Raw genomic sequence first — 23,537 nt, forward strand, 5'->3', positions numbered from 1 at the left:
CTCAGCCCACCGCCACCGGGAGCGCCGGCGCGGGGTGGCGCCGCCGGGCCCACTGCGTCCGCGCGACCGCCCCGCACGCCACCGCCAGCCGCTGCCCGCGGGACACCGCCGCGCGCCCGGCGAACACGTCGTGGCCGGCGTCCTCGATCCGGTCGAGGATGCCCCCGTACAACCGCGCCGCGGTGGCCACGCACGGGCGGGAGATCGGGTGCAGCATGGCGATGCCCGGCCGGGCTTCGGCGTAGATATCCCGGGTGACGGCGATCTGGTTGCGGATCGCCGCCCGGACCGGCTGGTCGGCCCGGCCCTCCTTGGCGCACCATTCGAGCCGGTCGCGGTCGACGCCGTGCGCGGCCAGCTCGTCGGCGGGCAGGTAGACACGGCCGCGGCCGAGGTCCTCGGCGACGTCACGCAGGAAGTTGGTGAGCTGGAAGGCCTTCCCGAGCGCGGCCGCCCTCGGCTCGGCCTCCTCGCGCGGGGCGACGGTGCCCAGCACCGGCAGCACCTGCAGCCCGATCACCTCGGCGGAGCCGTGCACGTACGTGTCGAGCTCTTCGCGGGTGGCGTAGTCCTCGACGCTGAGGTCCATCCGCATCGAGGTGAAGAACGCCTCGAAGTACGCCTTGGCGAGGGTGTACCGGGCGGCGGTGTCGATCACCGCGGTGAGCAGCGGGTCGTCGCTCGCGCCGGCGTCGAGGTCGGCGAGGAAGCGCTTCTCGACCTCCCGCAGCCGCGTGTCGAGCGTTTCGGGGGTGGCGTCGTCGTCCGGCTCGTCGACGATGTCGTCGAGCCAGCGCGCGAAGCCGTAGAGCGCGTGGATCGCCGGCCGCTGCGCCGGGGTCAGCAGCCGCGTCGCGAGGAAGTACGTGCGGCCGTGCCGGGCGTTGAGTTCGCGGCACCACGTGTAGGCCGCGCGCAGCTGCGGCTCGCGGATGCCGGCGGCGTCGAGTTCACGTCGGGTCATCGGGTCCCTCCGGTGATCCGGTCGGCAGCCAGTCTGCCGGAGATGAGCACGGTCGGCACGCCGACGCCGGGCACGGTGGCGCCGCCGGCCAGGACGGCGTTGTCCGTCCCGCGGGGGAGGTTCCGCGGCCGGAACGGCCCGGTCTGCCCGAAGGAGTGGGCGTAGCTGAACGGCGTCCCGGCGACCAGGCCGCGTTGGGCCCACTCGGCCGGGCCGATGACGTGGGTGAAGTCCGGGGTGAAGCCGGGCAGGAGCCGGGCCCGGGCCACGTCGAGGACCTCTTCCGCGTAGGCGTCCGTTTCCGCGGCCCAGTCGGCCGGGCCGCGGTCGAGGTTGGGCACCGGGGCGAGCACGGAGTAGAGCTCGCGCCCGGGCGGGGCGAGGCCGGGGTCGGACGCGGTCGGCCGGGTGATCAGCAGCGACGGATCGCTCATCCGCTTCCCCTGGGTGATGAGCTCGTCGAAGGTCGAGCGCCAGCCGTGCCCGAAGGAGATCGTGTGGTGCGCTGCCTCCGGCTGCGTGGCGGGGCCACCGGCGTGCACGATCAGCGCGGACGGCGCGGCCCGCAGCGCCACCGGCCGCCGCGGCTGCCTCCCGAGCAGCCGGTAGCTCTCGGGCAGTTCGGTGGTGAGCACGACGGCGTCGCACGGGTACCGCGACCCGGCGGCGGTGCGGACGGCGGTGATCCGGGACCCGGCGCGCTCGAGTTCGCTGACCGCGTCGCCGTATCCGAACTTGACCCCGGCGTCGGCCGCGACGCGGGCGAGCGCCTGCGGCAGGGCCGCGATGCCGCCGGGCGGGAAGTACACCCCGCCGACGGTGTCCATGTAGGAGATGACCGCGTACAGCGCCAGCGCGTGCATCGGGGATTCGCCCGCGTAGAGCGCCTGGAAGGTGAACACGCGTTTCAGGCGCTCGTCGCTCAGGAACCGGCCGACCTGGCCGTCGAGCCGCCGGAAGCCGCCCAGCGCGACGAGCCGGGCCAGCTCGGGCCGGAGCATGCCGAGCGGGGAGTCGATGTTGGCGTCGATGAACCGGCCGAACTCGGCCCGGTAGAGCCGGGTCAGCCAGTCGCGCAGCCGGGTGTAGCCGGCGGCCTCGGCCGGACCGGCGAAGTCCCGGACGGCGTCGGCCATCGCGGCCGCGTCGGTGTGCACGGGCAGGGTGGACCCGTCGGCGAACTGGGCCACGTAGGCGGGATCGAGCCGGGTGAGCGGGAGCTCGGTGGTGACGTCGGCCCCGACGGCGGCGAAGGTGTCGGCCAGGATGGACGGCATGGTCAGCACGGTGGGGCCGGTGTCGAGCAGGTAGCCGTCGCGTTCGACCCGGCCGGCGCGGCCACCGGGGCCCGGGTCGCGTTCCAGGACGGTGACTTCCCGGCCGCGCCCGGCGAGGTGGAGGGCGGCGGCGAGACCGGACAGCCCGGCTCCCACCACGACGACCCGGTTCACCGGCCCGGGAACGGTTTTCATCGGTCGTGCTCCCTGCCTCGGAGGGTGGCCGTCGCGGGGATCGGCCGGCCCGTCATCGGTCGCGCTCCGTGCACCGGGCCGCCAGCGCGGCCAGCAGGTCCCCGGCGTGCTGCGGCACCACCGCCGGGTCGATCGCCGCCAGTGCCTTGTCCGCCCGCTCCCGGATCAGCTCGCCCATCCGCTCGCGCGCGCCGGTGGCCACGATCAGCTCCCGCCAGCGTGCCACCGCCTCGTCGTCCACCGTCTCCAGCTCAAGCAGCTCGGCGAACTCGGTCTGCCGGCGCCGGTCGGCCATCGCCGCGGCCAGCACGACCACGCTGGAGGCCTTGCGCTCGCGCAGGTCCTGGCCCGCCGGCTTGCCGGTGACCACCGGGTCGCCGAACACCCCCAGCAGGTCGTCGCGGAGCTGGAACGCCTCGCCCACCAGGCCGCCGAACTCGCCCAGCGCCGCCAGCACCTCCGGGCCGCAGCCGGCCAGCGCCGCGCCGAACTCCAGCGGCCGCCGGACCGTGTAGTTGCCGGACTTGCGGCGCAGCACGTCGAGCAGGGTGTCCCAGCTGGGCAGGGCCCGCGCGTCGTTCACCAGGTCGGCGAGCTGGCCGACGGCCAGCTCGGCCCGCATCGCGTCGTAGTGCGCCCAGCCCCGCGCGAGCTCCTCCGCCGCCAGGCCGCTTTCGCGCAGCATCTGCTCGGACCACACCAGGAACAGGTCGCCGAACAGGATCGCGGCTGACTCGCCGAACCGCGGTGCCGAGCCCGCCCAGCCCTGCTCTTCGTGCCACCGGGCGAATCGGACGTGTAGCGCGGTGCGGCCGCGCCGCAACGCCGCGCCGTCCATCACGTCGTCCTGGACGAGGGCGAAGCAGTGCAGCAGTTCCAGCGCGGCGGCCGCGCGGATCGCCGCGTCGGACTCCGGCTGGCCGCACCGCCAGCCGACGTACGCGAAAAGCGGGCGGAGGCATTTCCCGCCCGCCACGAACTCCGGCACGGCGGTTTCCGCAAGCGCCCCTTCGCTGCGCCCGGAAAAATGCTCTTTCGCCCGCGCGCTCACGAACCCGTGCGCTTCGGTGAGACAGCGACGGCCCAGGGCGTCCAGCCGCTCGGCGGGCGCGTCGCCCGCCGGGACCACCCCCGTCGTCATGGTCGCGGTCATCCGGCGCCCCTCCCACTCGCAGCCTATTCGATTCGCAACCGTTTCACATGTGGTGTAGCTTGTCTACAGGGACCCGGTGAACACCGGGCCACTCCGCTGAATCCGCTCGGTGTGCCGAGCGGTCGCCGAGGTTTGCGCGGCGAGGTGGATCGGTGCTGAATCGGAAGCGACTTCCCTGTGGACGGGACGGCGATGCCACACGCCGCCCCGGCGGGCCCGCCGTCACACCCCTCGGCCGCGGGCCCCGCACCCGGCGGCGCCCCGCTCACACCTGGGCGTCGCCGGGTGTTCGTCGTGCATTTCTTCGGCCATTCTCCGGCGATTTACCGCGTTTTTCGGTGAAGTCGGAGAAATCGAGGCCGAGTGGTCCGCGGCTCCGGTCGCCGGTCTATTCTTCTTCCGTGATGGCTTCGCGGACTGCCGCATTCACCCGTCTCCACTTCGCCCCGCCCGCACTCACCGCCTGGCTCTGCGCCATGGCGGCGGTGCTCTGCCAGATCCTGTACTCGGTGACCGACCCCGGCGGCCGCACGCCGCTCACCGTGCTCACGGTGCTGTGCTTCGCGGCGGCGTCCCTCGCCGACGCGTGGTCCCGCTGCGGTGCCCGGGCGGCGGTCACGCTGGCGGTCGTCGCCGGCGGCGGCGGGCTGCTGGCCGAGGTTTCGGGCCTGCACACGGGTTTCCCGTTCGGGCGCTACGAATACACGGACCTGCTCGGCTGGCCCGTCGCGGGCGTACCGGGCATCGTCCCGCTGGCCTGGCTGATGATGGCGTGGCCGGCGTTGCTGGCCGGGCGCGCGCTGGCCGTGAAGCCGGCCGGTGTCGTCGCGGTGGCGGCGTGCGCGCTGGCGGCGTGGGACGTCTTCCTCGACCCGCAGATGGTCGACGAGGGCTACTGGATCTGGGCATCGCCCGAACCGTCGCTGCCGCTGGTCGACGGCATCCCGGTGACGAACTTCGCGGGCTGGCTGCTGGTCGCCGTCCTCATCCAGGCCGCGCTGCACCACTGGGTGCCCCGGCCGCCGGACCCGATCCCGGGCCCGGCCGCCGGCCCGGCGCCCGCGCTGTACCTCTGGACGTGGTTTTCGTCGGTGTGGGCGCACTTCGCGTTCTTCGGCCGGCCGTGGGTGGCCGTCGCCGGGGGCGTGCTCATGGGCGCGGTGGCGGTGCCGTTCGCGATCCGGCTGGGGAGGGGATTCCGGTGGGCGCGCGTTTCCGCGTGATCGTGCGGGCGGCCGCCGTGGCCGCGGTCGCGTCGGCCGCGCACGCGGCGTACAACGCGCGGATCGTCCGGGCGCCGCGCGAAGGACCGGCCCGGTGCCGCGAAGCCGTGTCGATCCTGCTGCCGCTGCGCGACGAAGCCGAGCGCGTCACCCCGGCCCTGCGGTCCCTGCTGGCCCAGCGCGGCCTCGACGACGTCGAAATCCTGGTGCTGGACGACTGTTCCACCGACGGGACGGCGGACGTCGTCCGCCGCGTCGCCGGGACGGCGGTCACGCTGCTGACCGGCGCCGAGCCACCGCCGGGAACGCTGGGGAAGCCGCACGCGTGCCACCAGCTGGCCCAGCGGGCGCGGGGGAGCGTGCTCGTCTGCGTCGACGCGGACGTCGTGCTGGCGCCCGACGCCGTCGCCGCCGCGGTTTCCCTGCTGCGCGAAGCGAATCTCGACGCCGTGTCGCCGTTTCCCCGGCAGCGCGCGGAAGGGCTCGGCGCCCGGCTGGTGCAGCCGCTGCTGCAGTGGTCGTGGCTGGTGCTGCTGCCGTTGCGGCTCGCCGAGACGTCGCCGCGCCCGTCGCTGGCCGCGGCCAACGGCCAGTTCTTCGTCATCGATGCGGCGATGCTGCGCAAGTGCGGCGGTTTCGCGGCGGTCGCGGGCGAGGTGCTGGACGACATCGCGTTGATGCGCGCGGTGAAGCGCGCGGGCGGCCGGGGAGTGGTCGCCGACGGCAGCCGTGTCGCGGAGTGCCGGATGTACGCGACGTGGGCGGAACTGCGGGAGGGCTACACGAAGTCGCTGTGGTCGGCGACCGGCTCGGCACCCGCGGCGGCGGCGATCGCCGGGCTGTTGCTGGTGGTGTGGGTGCTCCCGGCGGTGGCGGCCCTGGGCGGTTCGCCGTCCGGGCTGGCCGGCTATGCGGCCGGCGTGGCCGGCCGGGTCGTGGCGGCCCGGCGCACCGGGGCGCGCGTGTGGCCGGACAGCCTGGCCCATCCCGTGTCGGTGCTCGCGCTGGCCGGGTTGATCGGGCGCTCGTGGTGGGCCAGGGCGACCGGCAGGCTGGCGTGGAAGGGGCGGCCGGTATGAGCGACGTCGTCGTGGTCGGTGGCGGGATGGGCGGCCTGGCGTCCGCGGCCCGGCTCGCGGTCGCCGGGCACCGGGTGACCGTGCTCGAACGCTCGGCGGTGTGCGGCGGCAAGCTCGGCACCTTCACCCGGGACGGCTTCACCTTCGACACCGGCCCGTCGCTGCTCACCCTGCCGTCGGTCTACCGCGACCTCTTCAAGGCCACCGGCGCCGACCTGGACGAGCTCGTCGACATCGTCCCGGTCGACCCGGCCTGCCGCTACCGCTTCGCCGACGGCACCGAACTGGCCGTCCCCCACGAACGCGCCGCGGTGCCCGACGCGCTCGAAGCGGCTTTCGGCGGGGGCGCCGGCGAAGAGTGGCGCCGGCTCATGCGTGACGCGGAGCGGCTCTGGGGCCTGGTCGGCGAGCCGGTGCTGCGCCGTCCGCTGAACGGCGCCGCCGACCTCCTCCGGCACGCGACGGGGGTGCGGGACCTGCTGGCGATCGCGCCGTGGCGCACGCTGCGCGGGATGGGGCGCCGCCGGCTGAGCGACCCGCGCGCCCGGATGCTGCTGGACCGCTACGCGACCTACACCGGCTCGGACCCGCGGCGGCTGCCCGCCGTGCTGAGCGTCGTCCCGTTCGTCGAGCAGGAGTTCGGCGCCTGGCACGTCCGCGGCGGCCTGCGCCGGCTCGGGGACGCCCTGGTCGACCGGCTCACCGCCCTGGGCGTCGACGTCCGGACGGGCGCGGAGGTCACCGCGATCGAGACCGGCCCGGCCGGCGTCCGCGGCGTCCGGCTGGCGGACGGCGACCGGCTGGCGGCCTCGGTCGTCGTGGCCAACGCGGACGCGGCCCACGTCTACGGCGACCTGCTGCACGACCCCCGTGCGCGCGGCCCGCGGCGGGCCCTGCGGCGCACACAGCCGTCGCTGGCGGGGTTCGTGCTGCTGCTCGCCCTGCGCGGCACGACCCCGGGGCTGGGCCACCACCGCGTGCTCTTCCCGGCCCGCTACGACGCGGAATTCGACGCGATCTTCGGCCGCGCACCCCGGCCGGTCGACGACCCCACGGTCTACATCTGCGCGCCCGGCGACCCGCACCTGCACCCGCCGGGCTGCGAAGCGTGGTTCGTGCTGGTGAACGCGCCCCGCCACGACCCGCCGGCCGGCCTCGACTGGACGCTGCCGGGGCGCGCGGAGGACTACGCGGACCGGGTGCTCGAAGTCCTCGCCGAGCGCGGCCTGGACGTGCGCAACCGGCTGCTGTGGCGCGAAATCCGCACACCGGCGGACTTGGAACGCGACACGCGCGCGCCCGGGGGAGCGATCTACGGCGCATCGTCGAACGGCCCGCGCGCGGCCCTGCTCCGGCCGGCGAACGCAACGCCGATCCCGGGGCTGTACCTGGCGAGCGGATCGGCGCACCCCGGGGGAGGGCTGCCGTTGGTGGCGATGTCGGCGGAGATCGTGGCGGGTCTGGTCGGGCCGGCCGCGCGGGGTGGTGGGTCCCGCTGACGGGTGAAGGGGCGGCACCTTGCCGGCTCGCCCGGGTGGCCTGCCGCTTGCGGGCCGGTCGAGGGGTGGGAGATAGGCCGCCCGTGGCGCTGGTCGGCCGGCGTTCCGGCCGGGCCTCGGCGAGTGAGGGGGTGGAGGCTGGCTGGCCGTGGCGCTGGTCGGTCGCTGTTCCGGCCGGGCCTCGGCGAGTGTGGGCTCGGTCGGTCGCTTGCGGGCTGGCCGAGGGGGTGGAGGCCGGCTGGCCGTGGCGCTGGTCGGCCGGCGTTCCGGCCGGGCCTCGGCGAGTGTGGGCTCGGCCAGCCGCTTGTGCGCCGGTCGAGGGGTGGGAGGCCGGCCGCCCGTGGAGCCGGTCGATCGCCGTTCCGGCCGGGCGAGCGAGCCCTCGGCCGCCCGCCCGAGGTCAGCCCCGCGCCGCGGCCTTCCCGAACGCCCGCGCGACACCCACCCAAAGATGGGCCAGGCCGATGAGCGACAACCCCGTCCCCAGCACCGCGCAGGTCGTTCCCCACGGCCAGCCCGTCCACGGCGTCCCGGCCGGTGCGAGCGCCGCCCCGGTGACCGCCACCGCCGTCACGACCAGGCGGGTCGGGCGCTCCGCCACCGTGATCGCCCCCGCCCCGCGCATGCCCGCCGCCTGGGCACGGGCGCGGATGTACTCGTGCAGCAGGAGCAGCGCCGCCATTGCCGCGCACCACCCCGCCGGGGCGCCGAGCACCAGCAGCACCGCCACGAAACACAGCTCCGTCACGCGGTCCGAAGCCGCGTCGAGGACCGCGCCCAGCGGGCGGGCGCGGCCGGTGCGCAACGCCACCGCGCCGTCCAAGCCGTCGAACACGCCGGTGGCCACGATCGCCGTCAAGGCGAGCCACAGCGCGTCGCCACCGGACGCCGCCGCCCAGACCGCAGCCAGTGCGCTCAGCACCCCGCACCCCGTCAGCACGTCCGGCGGGACGCCGAGCACCGGCCGGGTCAGCAGGTGGATCGCCCGCAGCCAGCCGACGGCGAGCGCGCTGCCCGACACGTCGTGCTTGTGCACCCGGGACCACCCGGCCACCCCGTCGTCCTCCTCGGCCACCGGCGCGGCGAAGTGAGCGCCCGGGAAGCGGGCCGCCGCGCGCTCGTCGTCCTGCGGGACGCCGGCCGGGAACTGCGCGGCCGGGACCTTTCGCTGTGGGCCGCCGGGGTGACGTTCTTCGCCGTGCTGGCCGTCGTCCCGCTGGCGCTCGTCGCCCTGCGGGGTGCCGCCTTCCTCGGGTCGCCGGAGTTCGTCCGGCACGGTGTCGCCCGCTGGGTCGACGCGCTGCCGCCCGGCCACGGCCCCGGCCCGGCGCTCGAAGCCCTCACCACGGCCGCGCTCGGCACGCCGTGGACCGCGCTGCTCGTCACCCTGCTGCCGGCCACCTTCTACGGCGAAGGCCTGCTGCGCGGGTTGGTCCAGGTCGCCGGGCAGCCCGCCGGGGCGCTCGTCGGGTGGCGCGGGCGGCTGATGTTCGTGCCCGTCCTCGTGCTGAGCCCGACCCTGGCGATCGCGCCACTGGCCACCGCCGACACGGTGGCCGGCTTCTACGCGCGCGGCGGCTGGGCGACGTTCTGGGGCATCACGCTGTCGTTCCACATCGACTGGCTGATCATCGCGGTGGTGACCGCGATCGTGTTCGCCGGCAGCGCCCCGCGCGGTGTGCGCCGCGCGCCGCTGGTGGCCGGCGCGTTCGCCGTGGCCGCCGTGCTCGCGGGGTTCTTCCACGGGTTCCTCCTGTTCCTGGCCATCCCGCTGGACTGGAGCGTGCCGTTCGGCGGCCTCGCGGTGGTCGGGGCGGTGTCGGCGTTGATCCTCTGGCTCTACCTGCTCCACGTGCTGCTCCTGCTCGGGTACCGGCTGACCCTCAGCGCCGAGCGCACCCGGCTGGGGGCTACCCCGGAAATCGATGCAAAAGCGAGCGCGGCTTTCGAGGATTCCCGCAGGTCCAGCTAGGTCTGCTGATTTGAAGACGCCTCATCACCCGTAAAGCGTTGCACAAGCGATGCGAATGAGTCATCATCGGGCCGTGCCGGCGCCGGACCAAAGGGCCGGCGCGCGCGTGAGGCAGTGGTGGGAGCGAGTGACGACCAGACCGGAACCGGAGGTCACCGACCGGGCCTCCTGGTGGACGACGGGGCAGATCGCCACCGCGCTCGGGGTGTCGCCCGTCGTGCTGCGCGCGTGGGACAGCCGCTACGGCCTCGGGCCCGCGCGTCGCGGCCCCGGTGGCCAGCGGCTCTACGGGCCGCGGGAGCTGCAGCGCCTGCGGCGGATGAGCGCACTGGTGAACCAGGGCATCCGGGCCGGGACCGCGGCTGACCTGGTCCTTTCCGAGGCCGTCACCCCGGCGCAGTCCCGCCTCCGGGCCGACGAGATCGACGAAGCCGCCCTGGCCGTCGACCTCCCGGCGCTCAGCGGCCTGCTGGACGAGCTCCTGGCCGGCCACGGCACCATCGCGGCCTGGGCCGACGTGCTGGCGCCCGTGCTGCGCCGCCAGGGGGAGCGGTGGCAGGCCGGGGAAAGCGCCTTCGCGGCCGAATGGGCGCTGGCCGGGGCGATCTCGGCGGCGCTCGAGCGCCACGTCGCGCGCGTCCCGCCGCCCCCGCGCGAACGGCCGGTCCTGCTGGCCTGCTGTGCGGCCGAGCGGCACCCGCTCCCGCTCCAGGTGCTCGCCACGGTGCTGCGCGAAGCCCGCATCCCGGTGGTGTTCCTCGGCGAGATGGTGGCGCCCGACGTGGTCGTGCGGACCGCGGTCCGGCTCGAACCGGTGCTGGTGCTGCTCTGGTCGATGACGCCGTACAGCGCCGACGCCCCGCTGCTGGCCGAGCTCGCCCGCCGCGACCTGCCGGTGCGCGCGGCCGGCCCGGGCTGGTTGCCCGTCGGCGGCCGGATCGGCCCGGTGCTCAACGGCCTGCGGGTCGCGCTGGGGGCGGTTTCCGCGCACACCGGCCGCGTCTGGCCGTGACCGTGCCGCCACGTGGCGGTGGTGCGATAATTCATGCATCGAATAAACTGTGATTTGAGTCACAAAGCCCCCTCTGGGGCGTGCTTCTTGGGCGCCGGGAGTGTCGGACAGGCGTCCGATGCCGTATCCGTTAGAGCGGACATAGCCGGTCGCGGGCTGTTCCGCCGTGACGTCACCGGGCGGTGACCGCACCGGCGGGTGCCCCTGGCGTGTGGGAACGTGGTGTTGATGGACGTCGACGCGGTGAGTGGCCGGGACGGCCCCCGGGCCGGGGGTTCGTGGACCCCCGGCAAGGTCGCCGAACTGCTCGGCGTTTCGCCGGTGACGCTGCGGACCTGGGCCGCGCGCTACGGGGTCGGCCCGACGCTGCGCGACGACGGGCGGCACCGGCGCTACTCCGACGCCGACGTCCGGCGGCTGCAGTACATGCAGCGGCTCATCGATCGCGGGATGCGGGCCAGGGAAGCCGCCGCGGCGGCGTTTTCCCGCGCCGACGAAGCGGTCCCCGAGGTTTCGGTCGACCGGCACATCGAAGAGCTCGAGCGGGCCGCGGAGGGCCTGGACTTCGCGTCGCTGGCCGCGCTGCTCGACGAAACGCTGGACGCGCTCGGGCCCGGCGCGGCCTGGACCGAAGTGCTCATCCCGGTGCTGCGCCACCTCGGCGGCCGCTGGCTGCGCGGCGACGTCTGCTTCGAGTCCGAATGGGCGCTCACCGGCGAGATCTCCCTGGCGCTGCAGCGCTACAGCGCCGGGTTCGCGAACACCCCGCCCGGCCGGGCGGTGCTGCTGGCCTGCTGCCCGGAGGAACGGCACAGCCTGCCGATGGAGGTGCTGCGGGCCGCGATGGTCGAAGTCGGCGTCCCGGCGGTCTACCTGGGGCAGATGGTGCCCGCCGAGACGACGATCGCGATCGCGTCCAAGCTGGACCCGGTCGTGGTGCTCCTGTGGTCGATGTCCGCCAACACCGTCGACGACCTGCTGGTGCAGCGGCTGCGGCGGCGCGGCTTCGAGGTCGCCACGGCGGGCCCCGGGTGGGAGAACCTCAGCGAGCGGGACGTCCCCTGGGTCAACGACCTGGCCGCCGCCCTCGAGCTGGCGGCCGAGCGCCTGAAGGCGTGAACCGTGGCCGGGGGACCCGGGCAAAGCGTTGCGCAATCGCTTCAAATGCCCGAGGATGACTCGCGAGCCGGTCTCTTCGGCCGGTCGTGGCAGGCGGGAGCGAGTCCGGTGGACCTCAAGCGGCGGGTGATCGAGCGCTGGCCGGCGCAGTGGCCGGTGCAGCCGTTCCGGGAACCGGCGTGGGCCCGGCAGGAGCCCACCTACGCCGAGTGCAGCCCCGCCCTGATCGAGGCCGCGGTCAAGCGCGCCGGCGCCCGGCCGTCGGGCAACTGGTTCGTCTTCGCCGCCGGCCGGGAAATCCGCGCCGACCGGCCGTTCGGAGCGCGCGTGGGCGGTCGCGAGCTGGTCGCCTGGCGCGGACCGGACGGCGCGCTGGTCGTCGGCCCGGGCGCCTGCCCCCACCTCGGCGCGCCGCTGGACCAGGCCCGCGTGCACTGCGGCGAGCTGGTCTGCCGGTGGCACGGCCTGCGCGTCGGCGCGGGCCGTCCCGGCTGGACGGCCCTGCCGTCCTACGACGACGGCGTGCTGGCCTGGGTCCGCCTCGACCGGATCGGCGGCGAACCGCCGACGGACCGGCCGATCGTGCCGGTCCGCCCGGCCGGGACCACGGTCGACGCCGTGGCGACGCTGGCCGGGGTCTGCGAGCCCGAGGATGTCGTCGCCAACCGGCTCGACCCGTGGCACGGCGCCTGGTTCCACCCGTATTCGTTCGCGCGGCTGCGCGTGCTGTCGGCTCCGCAGGGCGTCGGTGTCCTCGACGTCGCGGACGCCGAGGACAAGTTCGTCGTCGAGGTGACGTTCCGGCTGGCCGGGCAGATCGGCGTCCCGGTGGTCGCCGAGTTCACCTGCCCGGGCCCCCGCACCGTGCTGATGACCATTGTGGACGGTGAGGGCGCGGGCAGCGTGGTGGAAACCCACGCCACCCCGCTCGGCCCCGGCCCCGACGGCCGGCCCCGCACCGCGGTGATCGAAGCGACGATCGCCGCGTCCGGACGGCCGGGCTTCGCCAAGGCGGCCCGCATGGCGCCGGTGCTGCGGCCGCTCATGCGGCGGGCCGCCGCCCGGTTGTGGCGGGACGATCTCGCGTACGCCGAGCGGCGTTACGCGCTGCGAGGGGATCACCACTGACTCGACGGCGTCGCCTACCGGATCCGGTCGGTGCAGCGCACCGCCAGCAGGGACAGCGCGGCCCGTGGCTCCGCCGGGATGACCAGCCGGTCGAGGGTCTCGTGGGCCGTCGCCACCCGGGCCGTGATCAGCTCTTCGAGCCGCTCCCGCGCTCCCGTCGCCTCGATCAGGGCCTGCTGCCGGCGCACGGCCTCGTCGTCGACGACCCGCAGCCGGTCGAGGTTCGCCAGTTCGCGGCGCTGGGCCGGGGTGGCGAGTTCGCGGGCGAGCACGACGACGCTGGTGGCCTTGTGCTCGCGCAGGTCGTCGCCCACCGGTTTGCCGGTGACGGCCGGGTCGCCGAAGACGCCGAGCAGGTCGTCGCGGAACTGGAAGGCCTCGCCGATGTGCGTGCCGTAGCTGCCCAGCAGGGCCGACACGGCCGGGGGACAACCGGCCAGCGCCGCCCCGAACTCGAGCGGGCGCCGGACGGTGTAGTTGCCGGACTTGCGGCGCAGCACGTCGAGCACCGACGCCCAGCTGGGCACCGACCGCGCGTCGTTGACGAGGTCGCCGAGCTGGCCGACGGCGAGCTCGGCGCGCATCGCGTCGTACACCGGCCAGCCGCGGCCCAGCTCGGCCTCGGCCAGGCCCGATTCGCGCAGGAGCTGTTCGGACCACACGAGGAACAGGTCGCCGGAGAGCACCGCCGCCGACTCGCCGAAGCGGTCGGGCGAGCCCTGCCAGCCTTGTCCGTGGTGCCAGGTGGCGAACTGGGTGTGCAGCGTCGGGGCCCCGCGCCGCAGCGGCGAGCCGTCCATGACGTCGTCCTGCGCGAGCGCGAAGCAGTGCAGCAGTTCGAGGGCGGCCGCGGCCCGCAGGGCGGCGGCCGAGGCGGGCCGGCCGCAGCGCCAGCCGACGAAGGCGAACGCGGAGCGCAGGAACTTGCCGCCGGAGACGTACGACGGCAGGGCGGTGGTGGCCAGCGCGCCTTCGGGGCGGCCGTCGAAGAGCTCGGCGCAGCGGACTTCGACGAAGTCCAGCGCGGCTTCCCGGCTCCGGGCCCGGACATCGGCGAGCCAGCGCGCGGGCGACACCTCGGGGGCGGCGGTGGTGGTCATCCTCATGGTCATCCCTCCCGCCCGGCGGTGGCGGACCGCCCGGACCCGAAATGGGCGGCGACCGGGCGCCCGGGGTCGAAGGTATCAGGATCCTTATAGTTTGGGCAAGGACTTCGCGGCGGTGGCCGGGCGATCGTGGGATACCGGGCGGCGGCTCTCGTCCGGGGCAGGTGGTCGCGGTGGGCGGATGCGGGCGGCTCGCTGCCGCGGTCCGGCCGGCCGCGATGGCTGCGGGAGCACCCCAGGCGAAAGCGGGCGGTTCACGGCCGCCGTCCAGCCGCCGGGATCGCCGCCGCGAGCGCCGCCGCCCCCGCGGCCAGGACCGCGGCCACCAGGAACGCCCGGCCGAACCCCGCCGCTTCGGCCGCCGCCGCGGGCAGGCCCGCCGCCGTCAGCCCGGCCGAACGAGCGTGGGCGAACCAGGCGAGCGCGGCGAGCCCCAGCGCGGCCCCGATCTGCCGGAACGTGCTCAGCAGTCCCGCGGCCAGCCCGGTGTCGCCGTCGGCCGCCGCTCCCGTCGCCAGTGCCGCGAGCGGGCCGAACGACAGTCCCAGTCCGAACGTCACCAGCATCCCGGGCGGCACCACCCCGGTCAGGGGCGTGCTGTCGGCGTCCACTGTGGAATACCACGCCAGCCCGGCGGCGACGAACACCGTGCCCGCCAGCACGATCCGCTTCGGCGGGATCCGGTCCGGCAGCCGGCCGGCGAGCCGCGCGCCGGCGATGATGCACGCCGCCTGGGGGAGGAACGCCAGCCCGGTGTGCCACGCGTCGAGCCCGGCGACCCGCTGCAGGAACAGCGCGCCGAAGTACCACGTCGTGAACGCGATGCAGCCCAGGATCGCCATGGTCAGGTTGATCGTCAGCCCCGGCCGCCGGAGCAGCGTGCCCGGCGGGACCAGCGGGGCCGCCGCCGACCGCTCGGCGAGGACGAAGGCGGTGAACAGCACGGCCGCCAGGGCGAAGGGCCAGTGGACCGTGCCGCCGTCCTGCAGCCGGGTGGCGCCGTACACCAGCGACACCAGGGCGCCGGTGGCCAGTGCCGCGCCCACGACGTCGAGACGCGGCCGCTCCCGGGCGCCGCCGGTGCGCGCGAGGAACGCCGCCGCGATGACGCCGATCGCCAGCGCGATCGGCACGTTGATCAGGAAGATCCACCGCCAGCCCGCCCACCGCACCAGCGCGCCGCCCAGCAGGCCGCCCGCCGCGCCGCCGACCGCGCCGACCGCCGACCACGTCCCCAGTGCGCTGCGCCGGGCGCGCTCGCCGGTGAACGTCGTCGTCACGATGGCCAGCGTCGCCGGGGACAGCACGGCGCCGCCGAGGCCCTGCAGGACGCGGGCCGCCACCAGCCAGCCGGGTCCGGGTGCGGCACCGGCGAGCAGGCTCGCCGCGCCGAACACCGCGACGCCGGCCAGGAACACCCGCCGGTGCCCGAACAGGTCCGCGCAGCGGCCGCCCAGCAGGAGGCAGCCGCCGAAGGCGAGGCTGTAGCCGTTGGCCACCCAGGTCAGGCCGCCGTCGCCGAAGCCGAGAGCGTCCTGGATGGCCGGCAGCGCCACGTTCACGACCGAGACGTCGAGCACCGTCATGAACTGGGCGAGGCAGGCCGCCAGCAGGATCAGGGCACCAGCGTGCCGACCACCTTGCGCAGCAGCTGGACCAGCGTCCGCTGCTCGGCCGCCGTCAGCCCCATCGCCGCCGGGGTGTTGACCTCCAGCACCGCCTTCGTCGCCTTCCGGACGAGCCGGCGGCCGGCGTCGGTGATGTGCACCGGGATCGGGTGGCCGCGGCCCGGGCGCTCGCCGCGCACGATCAGGCCCAGTGCCTCCAGCGGGAGCAGGGCCTCGCCCATGCTCTGCGGCGTCACCAGGCATCGGCGTGCCAGCGCGCCCTGGGCGATCCCGGGGCTGTTGTCGATCTGCACGAGGATCCCGAACTGGGCGGGGGAAAGCTCGGCGGGGCCGAGCGCCTGTGCCATCCGCGGGACGAAGGCGAGGTAGGCGCGGATGATGTTCCAGCCGGCCAGGCCGTCGATGTCGCTGTCGGTCCACACCGGCGCTTTGCCGGTGCGGACCGGATGTTCTGCGTTGGGCACGGCATCACGATATCGTAGCCCCTATCCATAAGGAACCTTACTCTCAGGGAGGGCCGGGGATGACCGGACGCAGCCACGTGATCGTCGCCGGCGCCGGCATCGGCGGGCTCTGCCTGGCGCACGGCCTGCGCCGGCACGGGATCGACGTCACCGTCTACGAACGCGATGCCGATCCCGACGAGCGGTGGTCGGGCTACCGCCTGCACCTCACCGGGCCGGCCAACCGGGCGCTGCACTCCTGCCTGCCGCTCGAGACCTACCTGGCGATCCTCGACAGCGCGTCCCGGCCGCTGGACGCCTTCCGCATCCTCGACGAGCACCTCGAAGAACTCCTGGTGTCGCCGACCACCGCCGATCCGGCCCTGCTGGTGGACGACGACACGCTGATCGGCCGCCGCCCGCTGCGCCGGCTGCTCCTGCGCGGCCTCGAAGACGTGGTCCGGTGGGGCCGGGCCGTCCAGCGGTACCGGCCGCTGCCGGGCAACCGCGTCGCCGTCGACCTCGCCGACGGCACGACCGACGAAGGCACCCTGCTGGTCGGCGCGGACGGCCGGTCGTCGGCGGTCCGGCGCCAGCTGCTGCCGCAGGCCGAACCGCAGGCGTGGGACGTCGCCTGCGTCGCCGGGACGACCCCGCTCGAGGCGGCCGTCGCGGCCGGGGTGCCGACGGCGATGGTCGACGGGGCCGGGTTCGCGATCGGCCCGGCGGGGCACAACATGTTCTACTCCGGCCACGACCCGGCCGGGCGCAGCCGCCCCGACCTCCCGCCGGGCGGCGGGCCACGGGAACCGGACGACGCCTACGTGCTCTGGTCCGTGGGCGCGCCCTCGGCCGAGTGGCCGGAGGACCCCCGGACGAGCGAAGGGGATCTCGGTGCGGCGGCGCGGGGCATGCTGGCGGACTGGCACCCGGCCGCCGGACGGCTGGTCGCCGCCGCGGATCCGCATTCGTTGTCCCCCTTGACGTTCTGGGTGGCGCCGGAGGTCGAGCCCTGGCAGACCCAGGCGACGGTGACCCTGCTCGGCGACGCCGTGCACGCGATGCCGCCGACCGGCGGGATCGGCGCGAGCACGGCCCTGTGCGACGCGGCCGCGCTGGTCGAAACGCTGGCGCTGTGCGAGGAGGGGCTCGGCCGTCCGGTGCCCGCGCTCGCCGCCTACGAACGGGAAATGCTCGAGCGCGGCCAGGAGGCGATCCGGGCGTCGGTGGCGAACCTCCAGTGGGCGCAACGCCTCGACGGACCGGTGTCGTTCCGGCTGGGCAAGTTCGGCCTGAAGTCCGCCGGCGGGATCCGCTCGCTGCTGCGGACCCTCGCCGGCAAGGGGGACGGGTGAGCGTCAGATCATGTACTGCATCGAGTGGTCGCCCAGGTAGCAGACGCGGGCCATCCGGCGCTCGGTGACCAGCCCGAACGCCAGGTGGGCGCCCGCGGCGTGCACGTCCCGCCACAACCGCTGCAACGGGTGCTCGTCGCGCAGGGCCGCCGCTCCGGCCAGCCGGTAGGCGCCGTCGACGACCCGCTCCGCGACCCGCTGCGAGTGCTGGACCGCCCCCGCGAACCGCGCGCGCGTCTCCGGGCGGGCCGAACCCGCCGTCGTGACCTCGTCCCACACCCGGCCCGCGGCCTCGTGCAGCAGGCACCGGGCGGCCAGCCGGTCGTTGTCCAGCCGCCAGAACTCCACCTGGGCGGCGGTGTCCGCCAGGTCGGTACCGGGCAGCTCGCGGAACTCCTCGACCGCGCGCCGCGCCAGCCCGGCCGAGAACCCGCCCATCATCATCATGAGGAAGGCGAAGTACGACAGCCGGTAGAGCGGCCCGTCGTGCTCGCCCGGCTCGAAGAACGGGCTGAACGTCATCGAGTGCGGCACCTCGACGCCGCGGATCTCGACGTCGTCGCTGCCGGACCCCCGCAGCCCCAGCACGTGCCAGGTGTCGAGGACTTTCACCTCGTTCGCGGGCAGGACCGCGAAGCGCACGACGTCCTCGCCCCACTGCGGGGAGTCGACGCCCGGTTCCTTCTTGGCGAAGGCCGCGATGAACCAGTCGGCGTGCCGGCACCCGGAGTTGATCGCCCACCGGCCGTCGAGCCGGTAGACCGGGCCGTCGTCGCCTTCGGCCTCGGTCGCCGGCAGGATCGTGCCTTCGCCCATCGGGGCCAGCGCGCAGGCGATCAGCGGATCCGGGCGGCCGGCCACGACCCGGCGGCCCAGCTCGATCGAGCCCCAGCCGAGGAAGCCGGACGCCTGGCCGATCATCAGCGTCCAGCCCACCGACGGGTCGGCCCAGGAGATTTCCTCGACGACCGAAAGCACGGTGGCGGGGTCGGCCTCCGAGCCGCCGAGCACCCGCGGCAGCGTCAACGAGAAGAGCCCGGCTTCGCGCAACGCCTCCACGGCCGCCCGGCTCGGCGTCCGCGCCCGTTCTGTGGCCGCTTCGCCGCCGATCAGGTCCCCGGCGATCCGGCGGGCCTCGCCGACGAGCTGTGCGGGGGTGCGCACCGTTTCCGTTGCGGTCATGACGCCTTCCTCGGTTCGTCGGAGAACAGCCGGTCCAGGTCGGGTTCGAGGGCGGCCCGCTCGGCGAGCAGCCGCGCGGGCCGGTCGAACCACGGGTGCGCGCCGAGCGCGGCGAGGTGGGCGAAGGTCTCCTGCATCGGGTTGCCGTCGTAGAGCGCGCTCGCCCCGGTCAGCGTCATCACCTGCGTCGTGGCGGCGCGCGCGGCGTCCAGCGCGGCGATGCCGGTGACGACCAGCCGGGCCTGCGCGGCGGGGCCGGCCGCCGGTTTCGCCGTCCGGGCCGTGAGCAGGGCCGCGGCGCCGTCGAGCAGGGCCTCGGCCGACAGCAGGATCGACAGCACCATCGGGTCGTCGATGGTCTTGACCGCGGCCCAGCCCCGGGCACTGCTCGCCGCCTTGCGCAGGAAGGCGTCCCGGAACCGCCCCGCGACGCCGAGTGCGTGGGCGCCCGCCGCGACCACCGCGAGCACACTGGGCGGCAGCGAAAGCAGGCCGTCGCCCGGCGCGGCGGAGTCGTCGACGACGGTCGCGGCGCGGGCGCCGTCCCGCAGCCGCACCAGGTGCCCGCCCCAGACGTCCATCGCCGGCGCGAGCGGTACCTGTTCGGTGCGCACCTGATCGCCCGCGTAGGCGGTCCAAGTCGCGGTGCCGTCGTCCGACCGCCCGGCGAGCACGACGCACCCGCCCGGGCCGACCGGCCGGTCCACCGTCCATTCCGGACCGGCCGAAGCGGTGCCCGCCGGCCAGCCCAGTGCGGCGTCGCGGGGCACGCCACTGTCCCGGGTGGACAGTGCGTGCGTGACCAGCGCCGTGACGCCCAGCCAGCCGGCCCGTGGGTCGAGGTGGCCCTGGGCGGCGATGTCGACGAGGTTCATGCGGGTTCCTTCCGGGCGGCGGTGAGTTCGGCCAGGAGGTTCGGCACGACCTGTTCGGGACCGGGCAGGCCGGCGATCTCGTCGGCGACGTCCCGGGCTGTCTTCGCCGGGCGCGGGTCGTGGAGGACGTGGTCGAGCGCGTCGTCGAGGACCTTGGCGTCGCCGCCCTCCGGCACGGCGAACACCCCCGCGCCGCGGCGGGTGACCGCGTCGCCGTTGAACGCGTGGTCGGCCTCCCGGGAGACGATCACCTGCGGGACGCCGCGGGCGAGCGCGGCCAGGGTCGAGCCCGCGCCGCCGTGGTGGACCAGGACGTCGCAGCCGGGGAGCACGGCCTCCAGCGGCAGCCAGCCGTGGGCGAGCACCGAGCCCGGGTCCGTGCCGGGCGGGAGGTCGCCCGCCACCAGCACGTCGAGGTCGTGGCGGGCCAGCGTCCGCAGCAGGAGCGGGGCCAGCTCGCCGTGTTCGGCGGTCGTGCCCAGGGTGACCAGGGCGCGGCGGCGGCCCGGCCGCGTGGCGAACCCGGCCGGGTCGAGCACCCCGGCGCCGCTGTAGGGCCGGTAGCCGAGCACCAGGCCGGTCGGGCCGCCCGGGTACATGCTCGGCGGGCACACGTCGAGCGCCTCGTCCGGGTCGGCGAGTTCGGCGACGCCGTGCCGCCGGCACGCGCCGGCCAGGTGCGGGGCCATCCGGTCCTGGGTCCGGGCGACACCGGTGAGCTGGAACCCGTGCTCCACCGACGGCACACCGAGGACCGCGGCCACCAGCGGGCCCACCGGCTGCAACGCGGTGTGCAGCACGACGTCCGGCCGCCACGCCCGGCCGAGCGCGACGGCCGCGTCGGCGACCCGGTCGGCCAGCGCGGCGAACAGCTGCATCGCGAGGTCGAACCGCTCGGCCTCCGCGGCACCGGGCATCCGGCGCAGGAACGACGTCCGGATCGCGGCCAGCTCGTCCGTCCCGCCGGGCAGCAGGTCGGCGGCCGGGAGCCCGGCGGACACGGCGCCGGCCACCGCGGGCCCGGTCGCGCCGACGAGCACCGTTGCGCCCGCACAGCGCGCCGCCCAGAGGCTGGGCACCATCGGGAACAGGTGCCCGAGGCCCGAGGAGGTGAAGGCGAGAACGCGGGTCACGGCTTCCTCCTCAGCACGGTGACGTGGAAGGGCAGCCCCGGCACCTGCCGCGTCGCCTCGGCTTCGAGGCCGGCGGCGGCGTACATCCGCTCGTGCGCCGCGGTGGTGTGGACCTCGCCGGCCTCGGTCCAGGCCAGCATCAGCACGGAGAACAGGTGCGGCTCGGGGTCGTCGGCCGGGGCGTCGCCCGCGACGAACCCGACGACGCCGATCCGGCCGCCGGGGGCGAGCTGGGCCGCGGCGTGGGCCAGCAGTTCCGCGGACCGCTGTTCGGAGAAGTGGTGCAGCACGTTGGTGACCAGCACGAGGTCGTGGTCCGGGCCGAGGTCGAGCTCGAACATGTCGCCGGGGACGAACCGGGCGCGGTCGGCCAGGCCCTGGTCCTGCGCGTGCTGCCGGGTGATGGCCAGCACGTTCGGCCAGTCGACGCAGGTGACGGTCGCACCGGGCAGCCGGCGGGTGAGGGTGAACCCGTAGATCCCGTGCCCGCAGGCCAGATCGAGGATGCGCGGGGCCTCCCGGCCCGCCGACCACGGTTCGAGCAGCTCGGCGAGCAGCCCGGCGGTGGGCACGGTGACCGGCCCGACCGAGCGGGCGAAGGTCTCCCAGTAGTGGTAGCCGGGTGTCTCGGCGTTGACGTCGCGGACCGACCCGCCGGCCCGGACGGCGCCGGCGAGGTCGCGCATCGCGTCCCACTCCTCGTCGCTGGCGACGACGTCGACCATGCCGCCGTAGAAGCCCGGTTCGCCGGTCACCAGCAGAGACTTCGCGCCTTCGTCCAAAGTGTACGGTCCTTCGGCGCCACCGTGCACGAGCCCGAGCGCGGTCAAGGCGTTCAGCAGCAACCGGATCCCGCGCGGCTCGGCGCCGGTCGCCTCGGCGACCTCGGCGGCGGTGGCGTGGCCGGCGCCGAGCGCGTCGAACACGCCGACCCGCAGGCCGGCCCGCAGCAGGCTGGTTTCCTTGTAGACCCGCATCATGCGGTACAGCCGCTCGCGGGTCACCGGCGCGGCTTCGAGCGTGGTCATGGGCGTTCCTCCGGGTCGGCGGGCGGGCTGGTGCGGACCTGGCGCATGCCGGTCATCGAGACGGTGCGGCCGAGCGCCTTGAGCGCCTTCGCGAGTTCTTCGTGGGCTTCGCCCGCGGAGAAGGCCCGGAAGTCCTCCGGGGTGTCCCATTCGCTGACGACGAAGTAGCGGCCGGGTTCGCGCGTGTGGGCGTTGAGGGACTGAGCGAGGATGCCGGGCGCCCGGCCGGCGGTGGCGGCCATGCGGTCCCACGCGGCGAAGAAGTCGGACGGCGGGGTGTCGCCGATGTCGATCTCCAGCAGGACGCGGAACACCCCGGTTTCGGTGGTGGTCATGCCGGCCTCCGCCAGTCGTAGAACGGCTCGGCCTGCGCCTGGGCCATCGACGGCTGGTCGGGCCGGTAGGGCAGGAGCAGCTGGGCGAGCTCGCCGTCGATGGTGCGGAAGCGCTGGTCGCGCACGGCGGTGTAGAGCCGCTGCTGGAAGCCGTCCTCGCCTTCGATGAGGTGGAAGTAGAGGTCGTGGAAGCCGAACAGGGTGCGCCGGGTCGCGCCGATCTGCGCGGGCAGCTCGGTGCGGTCGTGCTCGGCGAACAGCTCGGTGATCCGGTCGCGGTCGGCGGGGTTCCACCGGCGGACCATCAGGGCGCGGTGCACGGGTTCTCCTTTCCGTTCTCCGCGGTGGGAGACGTGGTCGCCGGGCCGAGCCGGACCGGCAGCGTGCGCAGGCCGCGGACCAGGGAGCCGCGGCTCCAGGCGAGGTCCGTCCCGGCCGGTTCGGCCCGGGGGTGGCGGTCGAGCACCGCGGTGATGCCTTCGGCCAGCTCGATCCGGGCCAGCGCGGCGCCGAGGCAGAAGTGCGGGCCTGCTCCGAAGGCCAGGTGCGACGGCGGCGTGGCGGCGAACCGGTCCAGCCGCAGCTCGTCCGGGGCGTCGAACGCGGCGGGGTCGCGGTTGGCCGCGTTGAGCGCCGGGATGACGAGGTCGCCGGCCGCCACGGTGACGCCGGACAGCTCCACTGTGGACGTCGCCACCCGCGGGAAGCCGCCGACCGAGCCGAGGGAGATCGCGCGCAGCAGTTCCTCGACGGCGTGGCCGACCTTGACCGGGTCGCCGCGCAGTTCCGCCGCTGCCGCGGGGTCGGAGAGCAGCAGCATCAGCGAGCTGGCGAGGTGGTTGCTGGTGGTCTCGTGCCCGGCGATGAGGATCGCCATGGCCAGCGGGACCAGTTCGCGCGGGCTCACGTCCTGCGCGGCCAGGTGCGAGAGCAGGTCGTCCTCGGGGCGGGCGGCGCGGCGGCCGAGGAGTTCGCCGAAGTAGGCGGCGAGCTCCCCGCGGGCCCGGCCGACCTCCGGGGCGGCCCCGGGCGCGGTGGACAGGAACGCCTGCGCCCAGACGAAGAACCGGTCGTGGTCGGCTTCGGGGATGCCGAGCAGCGCCCCGATGACCCCGGTGGACAGCGGCCGGGTGTAGCCGGCGACGAGATCGGCCGGGTCGTCTTGTGCGCAGACGTCGAGCAGGGCATGTGCGCGGGCCGCGATCCGGGGGCGCAGGGCGGCCATCCGGCGGGCCGAGAACGCGCCGCTGACGAGGCTGCGCACCCGCGTGTGGTCCGGCGGGTCGAGGGCGAGCAGCGACCCGGCGGGCGGGGAGAGGCCGGCGGTGGGGGCGCCGGCGGCTTCGACGGCGGCCGCGCGGGAGAAGCGCGGGTCGGTGTGCACGGTCCGGACGTCGGCCATGGTCGTGGCGAGCCACGCCCAGCGGCCTTCGCCGAGGAAGACGGGCACGGGCGCCCGGGTGGCCCGGGCGGTCGCGTAGCCGGGATCGGGGTCGATGCCGTCGCGGGCGGCGAAGGGGTAGGTGGTGGTGGGGCGGGTTTCGGTGGTCATGACGGCTCCTGGTGGCTTTCGCCGGGAAGCCCCGGGCCGGCGGCGGACGGGCCCGCGAGCCGGATCTCGCGTGTTCGAGCCCGCATCTCGCGTGATCGGGGCCGGATCTCGCGTGACTGGAGGCGGATCTCGCCTGACTGGAGGCGGATCTCGCGTGCCCCAGGCCGGATCTCGCGTGATTGGAGGCGGATCTCGTGTGATTGAGGGGGCATCTCGTGTGATTGAGGGGGCATCTCGTGTGATTGGAGGGGCATCACTCGTGATTGGAGGGGCGACACG

22 protein-coding genes are annotated in these 23,537 nt (G+C 75.2%); 8 read left to right on the forward strand and 14 right to left on the reverse strand.

From position 1 onward, the window contains the following. Position 1 precedes the first annotated feature (1 nt). From ACWEGE_RS08625 to ACWEGE_RS08635, 3 genes are read right to left on the reverse strand one after another with little or no spacing between them, the layout of a single operon-like run. Entirely contained in the window at positions 2–964 is a 963-nt protein-coding gene (locus ACWEGE_RS08625) for a phytoene/squalene synthase family protein (protein WP_449659815.1), read from the reverse strand. Next, positions 961–2,436 carry a phytoene desaturase family protein gene (crtI, locus tag ACWEGE_RS08630; protein ID WP_449659816.1) on the reverse strand — a complete coding sequence of 492 codons (1,476 nt, stop codon included), beginning with the start codon at positions 2,434–2,436 and terminating at the stop codon, positions 961–963. The genes ACWEGE_RS08625 and crtI overlap by 4 nt, the downstream gene beginning before the upstream one ends. A gap of 52 nt (positions 2,437–2,488) precedes the next feature. Next, a complete protein-coding gene (locus tag ACWEGE_RS08635; RefSeq protein ID WP_449659817.1) occupies positions 2,489–3,589 on the reverse strand; it encodes a polyprenyl synthetase family protein in 1,101 nt (366 codons plus the stop codon). 404 nt (positions 3,590–3,993) lie between these two features. On the opposite strand from ACWEGE_RS08635, the gene ACWEGE_RS08640 reads away from it, so the two are divergent. The 3 genes from ACWEGE_RS08640 to ACWEGE_RS08650 are packed head-to-tail and all read left to right on the forward strand — an operon-like array spanning position 3,994 to position 7,390. After that, a complete protein-coding gene (locus tag ACWEGE_RS08640) occupies positions 3,994–4,812 on the forward strand; it encodes a carotenoid biosynthesis protein (RefSeq protein WP_449659818.1) in 819 nt (272 codons plus the stop codon). Continuing rightward, positions 4,791–5,891, forward strand: coding sequence for a glycosyltransferase (locus ACWEGE_RS08645; RefSeq protein WP_449659819.1), 1,101 nt, complete (start codon positions 4,791–4,793; stop codon positions 5,889–5,891). Before ACWEGE_RS08640 ends, ACWEGE_RS08645 begins: the two co-directional genes overlap by 22 nt. After that, positions 5,888–7,390 carry a phytoene desaturase family protein gene (locus ACWEGE_RS08650; RefSeq protein ID WP_449659820.1) on the forward strand — a complete coding sequence of 501 codons (1,503 nt, stop codon included), beginning with the start codon at positions 5,888–5,890 and terminating at the stop codon, positions 7,388–7,390. The genes ACWEGE_RS08645 and ACWEGE_RS08650 overlap by 4 nt, the downstream gene beginning before the upstream one ends. A 400-nt stretch (positions 7,391–7,790) precedes the next feature. Here the strand turns inward: ACWEGE_RS08650 and ACWEGE_RS08655 are convergent, their stop codons facing one another. Further along, entirely contained in the window at positions 7,791–8,465 is a 675-nt protein-coding gene (locus ACWEGE_RS08655) for a CDP-alcohol phosphatidyltransferase family protein (RefSeq protein ID WP_449659821.1), read from the reverse strand. 12 nt (positions 8,466–8,477) lie between these two features. Here ACWEGE_RS08655 and ACWEGE_RS08660 point away from each other — a divergent pair, with 12 nt between their 5' ends. The 4 genes from ACWEGE_RS08660 to ACWEGE_RS08675 all read left to right on the forward strand — a co-directional run bounded on the left by ACWEGE_RS08660 (position 8,478) and on the right by ACWEGE_RS08675 (position 12,621). Then, positions 8,478–9,362: a YhjD/YihY/BrkB family envelope integrity protein gene (locus ACWEGE_RS08660; RefSeq protein WP_449659822.1), complete on the forward strand. Its 885-nt coding sequence runs from the start codon at positions 8,478–8,480 to the stop codon at positions 9,360–9,362. Between the two features lie 127 nt (positions 9,363–9,489). After that, positions 9,490–10,374: a MerR family transcriptional regulator gene (locus ACWEGE_RS08665; protein WP_449659823.1), complete on the forward strand. Its 885-nt coding sequence runs from the start codon at positions 9,490–9,492 to the stop codon at positions 10,372–10,374. 228 nt (positions 10,375–10,602) lie between these two features. Further along, positions 10,603–11,493, forward strand: coding sequence for a MerR family transcriptional regulator (locus ACWEGE_RS08670; protein ID WP_449659824.1), 891 nt, complete (start codon positions 10,603–10,605; stop codon positions 11,491–11,493). 108 nt (positions 11,494–11,601) lie between these two features. Next, entirely contained in the window at positions 11,602–12,621 is a 1,020-nt protein-coding gene (locus tag ACWEGE_RS08675) for a DUF5914 domain-containing protein (protein ID WP_449659825.1), read from the forward strand. A gap of 14 nt (positions 12,622–12,635) precedes the next feature. Here the strand turns inward: ACWEGE_RS08675 and ACWEGE_RS08680 are convergent, their stop codons facing one another. The 3 genes from ACWEGE_RS08680 to ACWEGE_RS08690 form a co-directional block, all read right to left on the reverse strand. Further along, the gene (locus ACWEGE_RS08680) at positions 12,636–13,721 is read right to left on the reverse strand and encodes a polyprenyl synthetase family protein (protein WP_449659826.1); all 1,086 of its coding nucleotides are present in this window, start codon (positions 13,719–13,721) and stop codon (positions 12,636–12,638) included. 260 nt (positions 13,722–13,981) lie between these two features. Beyond that, entirely contained in the window at positions 13,982–15,346 is a 1,365-nt protein-coding gene (locus ACWEGE_RS08685; protein ID WP_449659873.1) for an MFS transporter, read from the reverse strand. Next, positions 15,343–15,819: a MarR family winged helix-turn-helix transcriptional regulator gene (locus tag ACWEGE_RS08690; RefSeq protein WP_449659827.1), complete on the reverse strand. Its 477-nt coding sequence runs from the start codon at positions 15,817–15,819 to the stop codon at positions 15,343–15,345. Before ACWEGE_RS08690 ends, ACWEGE_RS08685 begins: the two co-directional genes overlap by 4 nt. A gap of 59 nt (positions 15,820–15,878) precedes the next feature. Between ACWEGE_RS08690 and ACWEGE_RS08695 the strand changes: the two genes are divergently transcribed. Continuing rightward, positions 15,879–17,153, forward strand: coding sequence for an FAD-dependent oxidoreductase (locus tag ACWEGE_RS08695; RefSeq protein ID WP_449659828.1), 1,275 nt, complete (start codon positions 15,879–15,881; stop codon positions 17,151–17,153). Positions 17,154–17,156: 3 nt separating this feature from the next. Here ACWEGE_RS08695 and ACWEGE_RS08700 read toward each other — a convergent pair whose 3' ends face one another. The 7 genes from ACWEGE_RS08700 to ACWEGE_RS08730 are packed head-to-tail and all read right to left on the reverse strand — an operon-like array spanning position 17,157 to position 23,258. Continuing rightward, entirely contained in the window at positions 17,157–18,335 is a 1,179-nt protein-coding gene (locus ACWEGE_RS08700) for an acyl-CoA dehydrogenase family protein (protein WP_449659829.1), read from the reverse strand. Continuing rightward, positions 18,332–19,210 carry a hypothetical protein gene (locus ACWEGE_RS08705; RefSeq protein ID WP_449659830.1) on the reverse strand — a complete coding sequence of 293 codons (879 nt, stop codon included), beginning with the start codon at positions 19,208–19,210 and terminating at the stop codon, positions 18,332–18,334. Before ACWEGE_RS08705 ends, ACWEGE_RS08700 begins: the two co-directional genes overlap by 4 nt. Beyond that, positions 19,207–20,343, reverse strand: a complete 1,137-nt coding sequence (locus tag ACWEGE_RS08710) for a glycosyltransferase (RefSeq protein WP_449659831.1) — start codon at positions 20,341–20,343, stop codon at positions 19,207–19,209. Before ACWEGE_RS08710 ends, ACWEGE_RS08705 begins: the two co-directional genes overlap by 4 nt. Next, positions 20,340–21,371: a class I SAM-dependent methyltransferase gene (locus ACWEGE_RS08715; protein ID WP_449659832.1), complete on the reverse strand. Its 1,032-nt coding sequence runs from the start codon at positions 21,369–21,371 to the stop codon at positions 20,340–20,342. Before ACWEGE_RS08715 ends, ACWEGE_RS08710 begins: the two co-directional genes overlap by 4 nt. Next, positions 21,368–21,706: an antibiotic biosynthesis monooxygenase family protein gene (locus ACWEGE_RS08720; protein WP_449659833.1), complete on the reverse strand. Its 339-nt coding sequence runs from the start codon at positions 21,704–21,706 to the stop codon at positions 21,368–21,370. The genes ACWEGE_RS08715 and ACWEGE_RS08720 overlap by 4 nt, the downstream gene beginning before the upstream one ends. Beyond that, on the reverse strand, positions 21,703–22,026 hold the full coding sequence (locus tag ACWEGE_RS08725; protein ID WP_449659834.1) for a TcmI family type II polyketide cyclase: 324 nt from the start codon (positions 22,024–22,026) through the stop codon (positions 21,703–21,705). Before ACWEGE_RS08725 ends, ACWEGE_RS08720 begins: the two co-directional genes overlap by 4 nt. Further along, on the reverse strand, positions 22,011–23,258 hold the full coding sequence (locus tag ACWEGE_RS08730) for a cytochrome P450 (protein WP_449659835.1): 1,248 nt from the start codon (positions 23,256–23,258) through the stop codon (positions 22,011–22,013). The genes ACWEGE_RS08725 and ACWEGE_RS08730 overlap by 16 nt, the downstream gene beginning before the upstream one ends. Positions 23,259–23,537 lie beyond the last annotated feature (279 nt).

It is taken from the genome of Amycolatopsis sp. NPDC004747 (assembly GCF_053601335.1).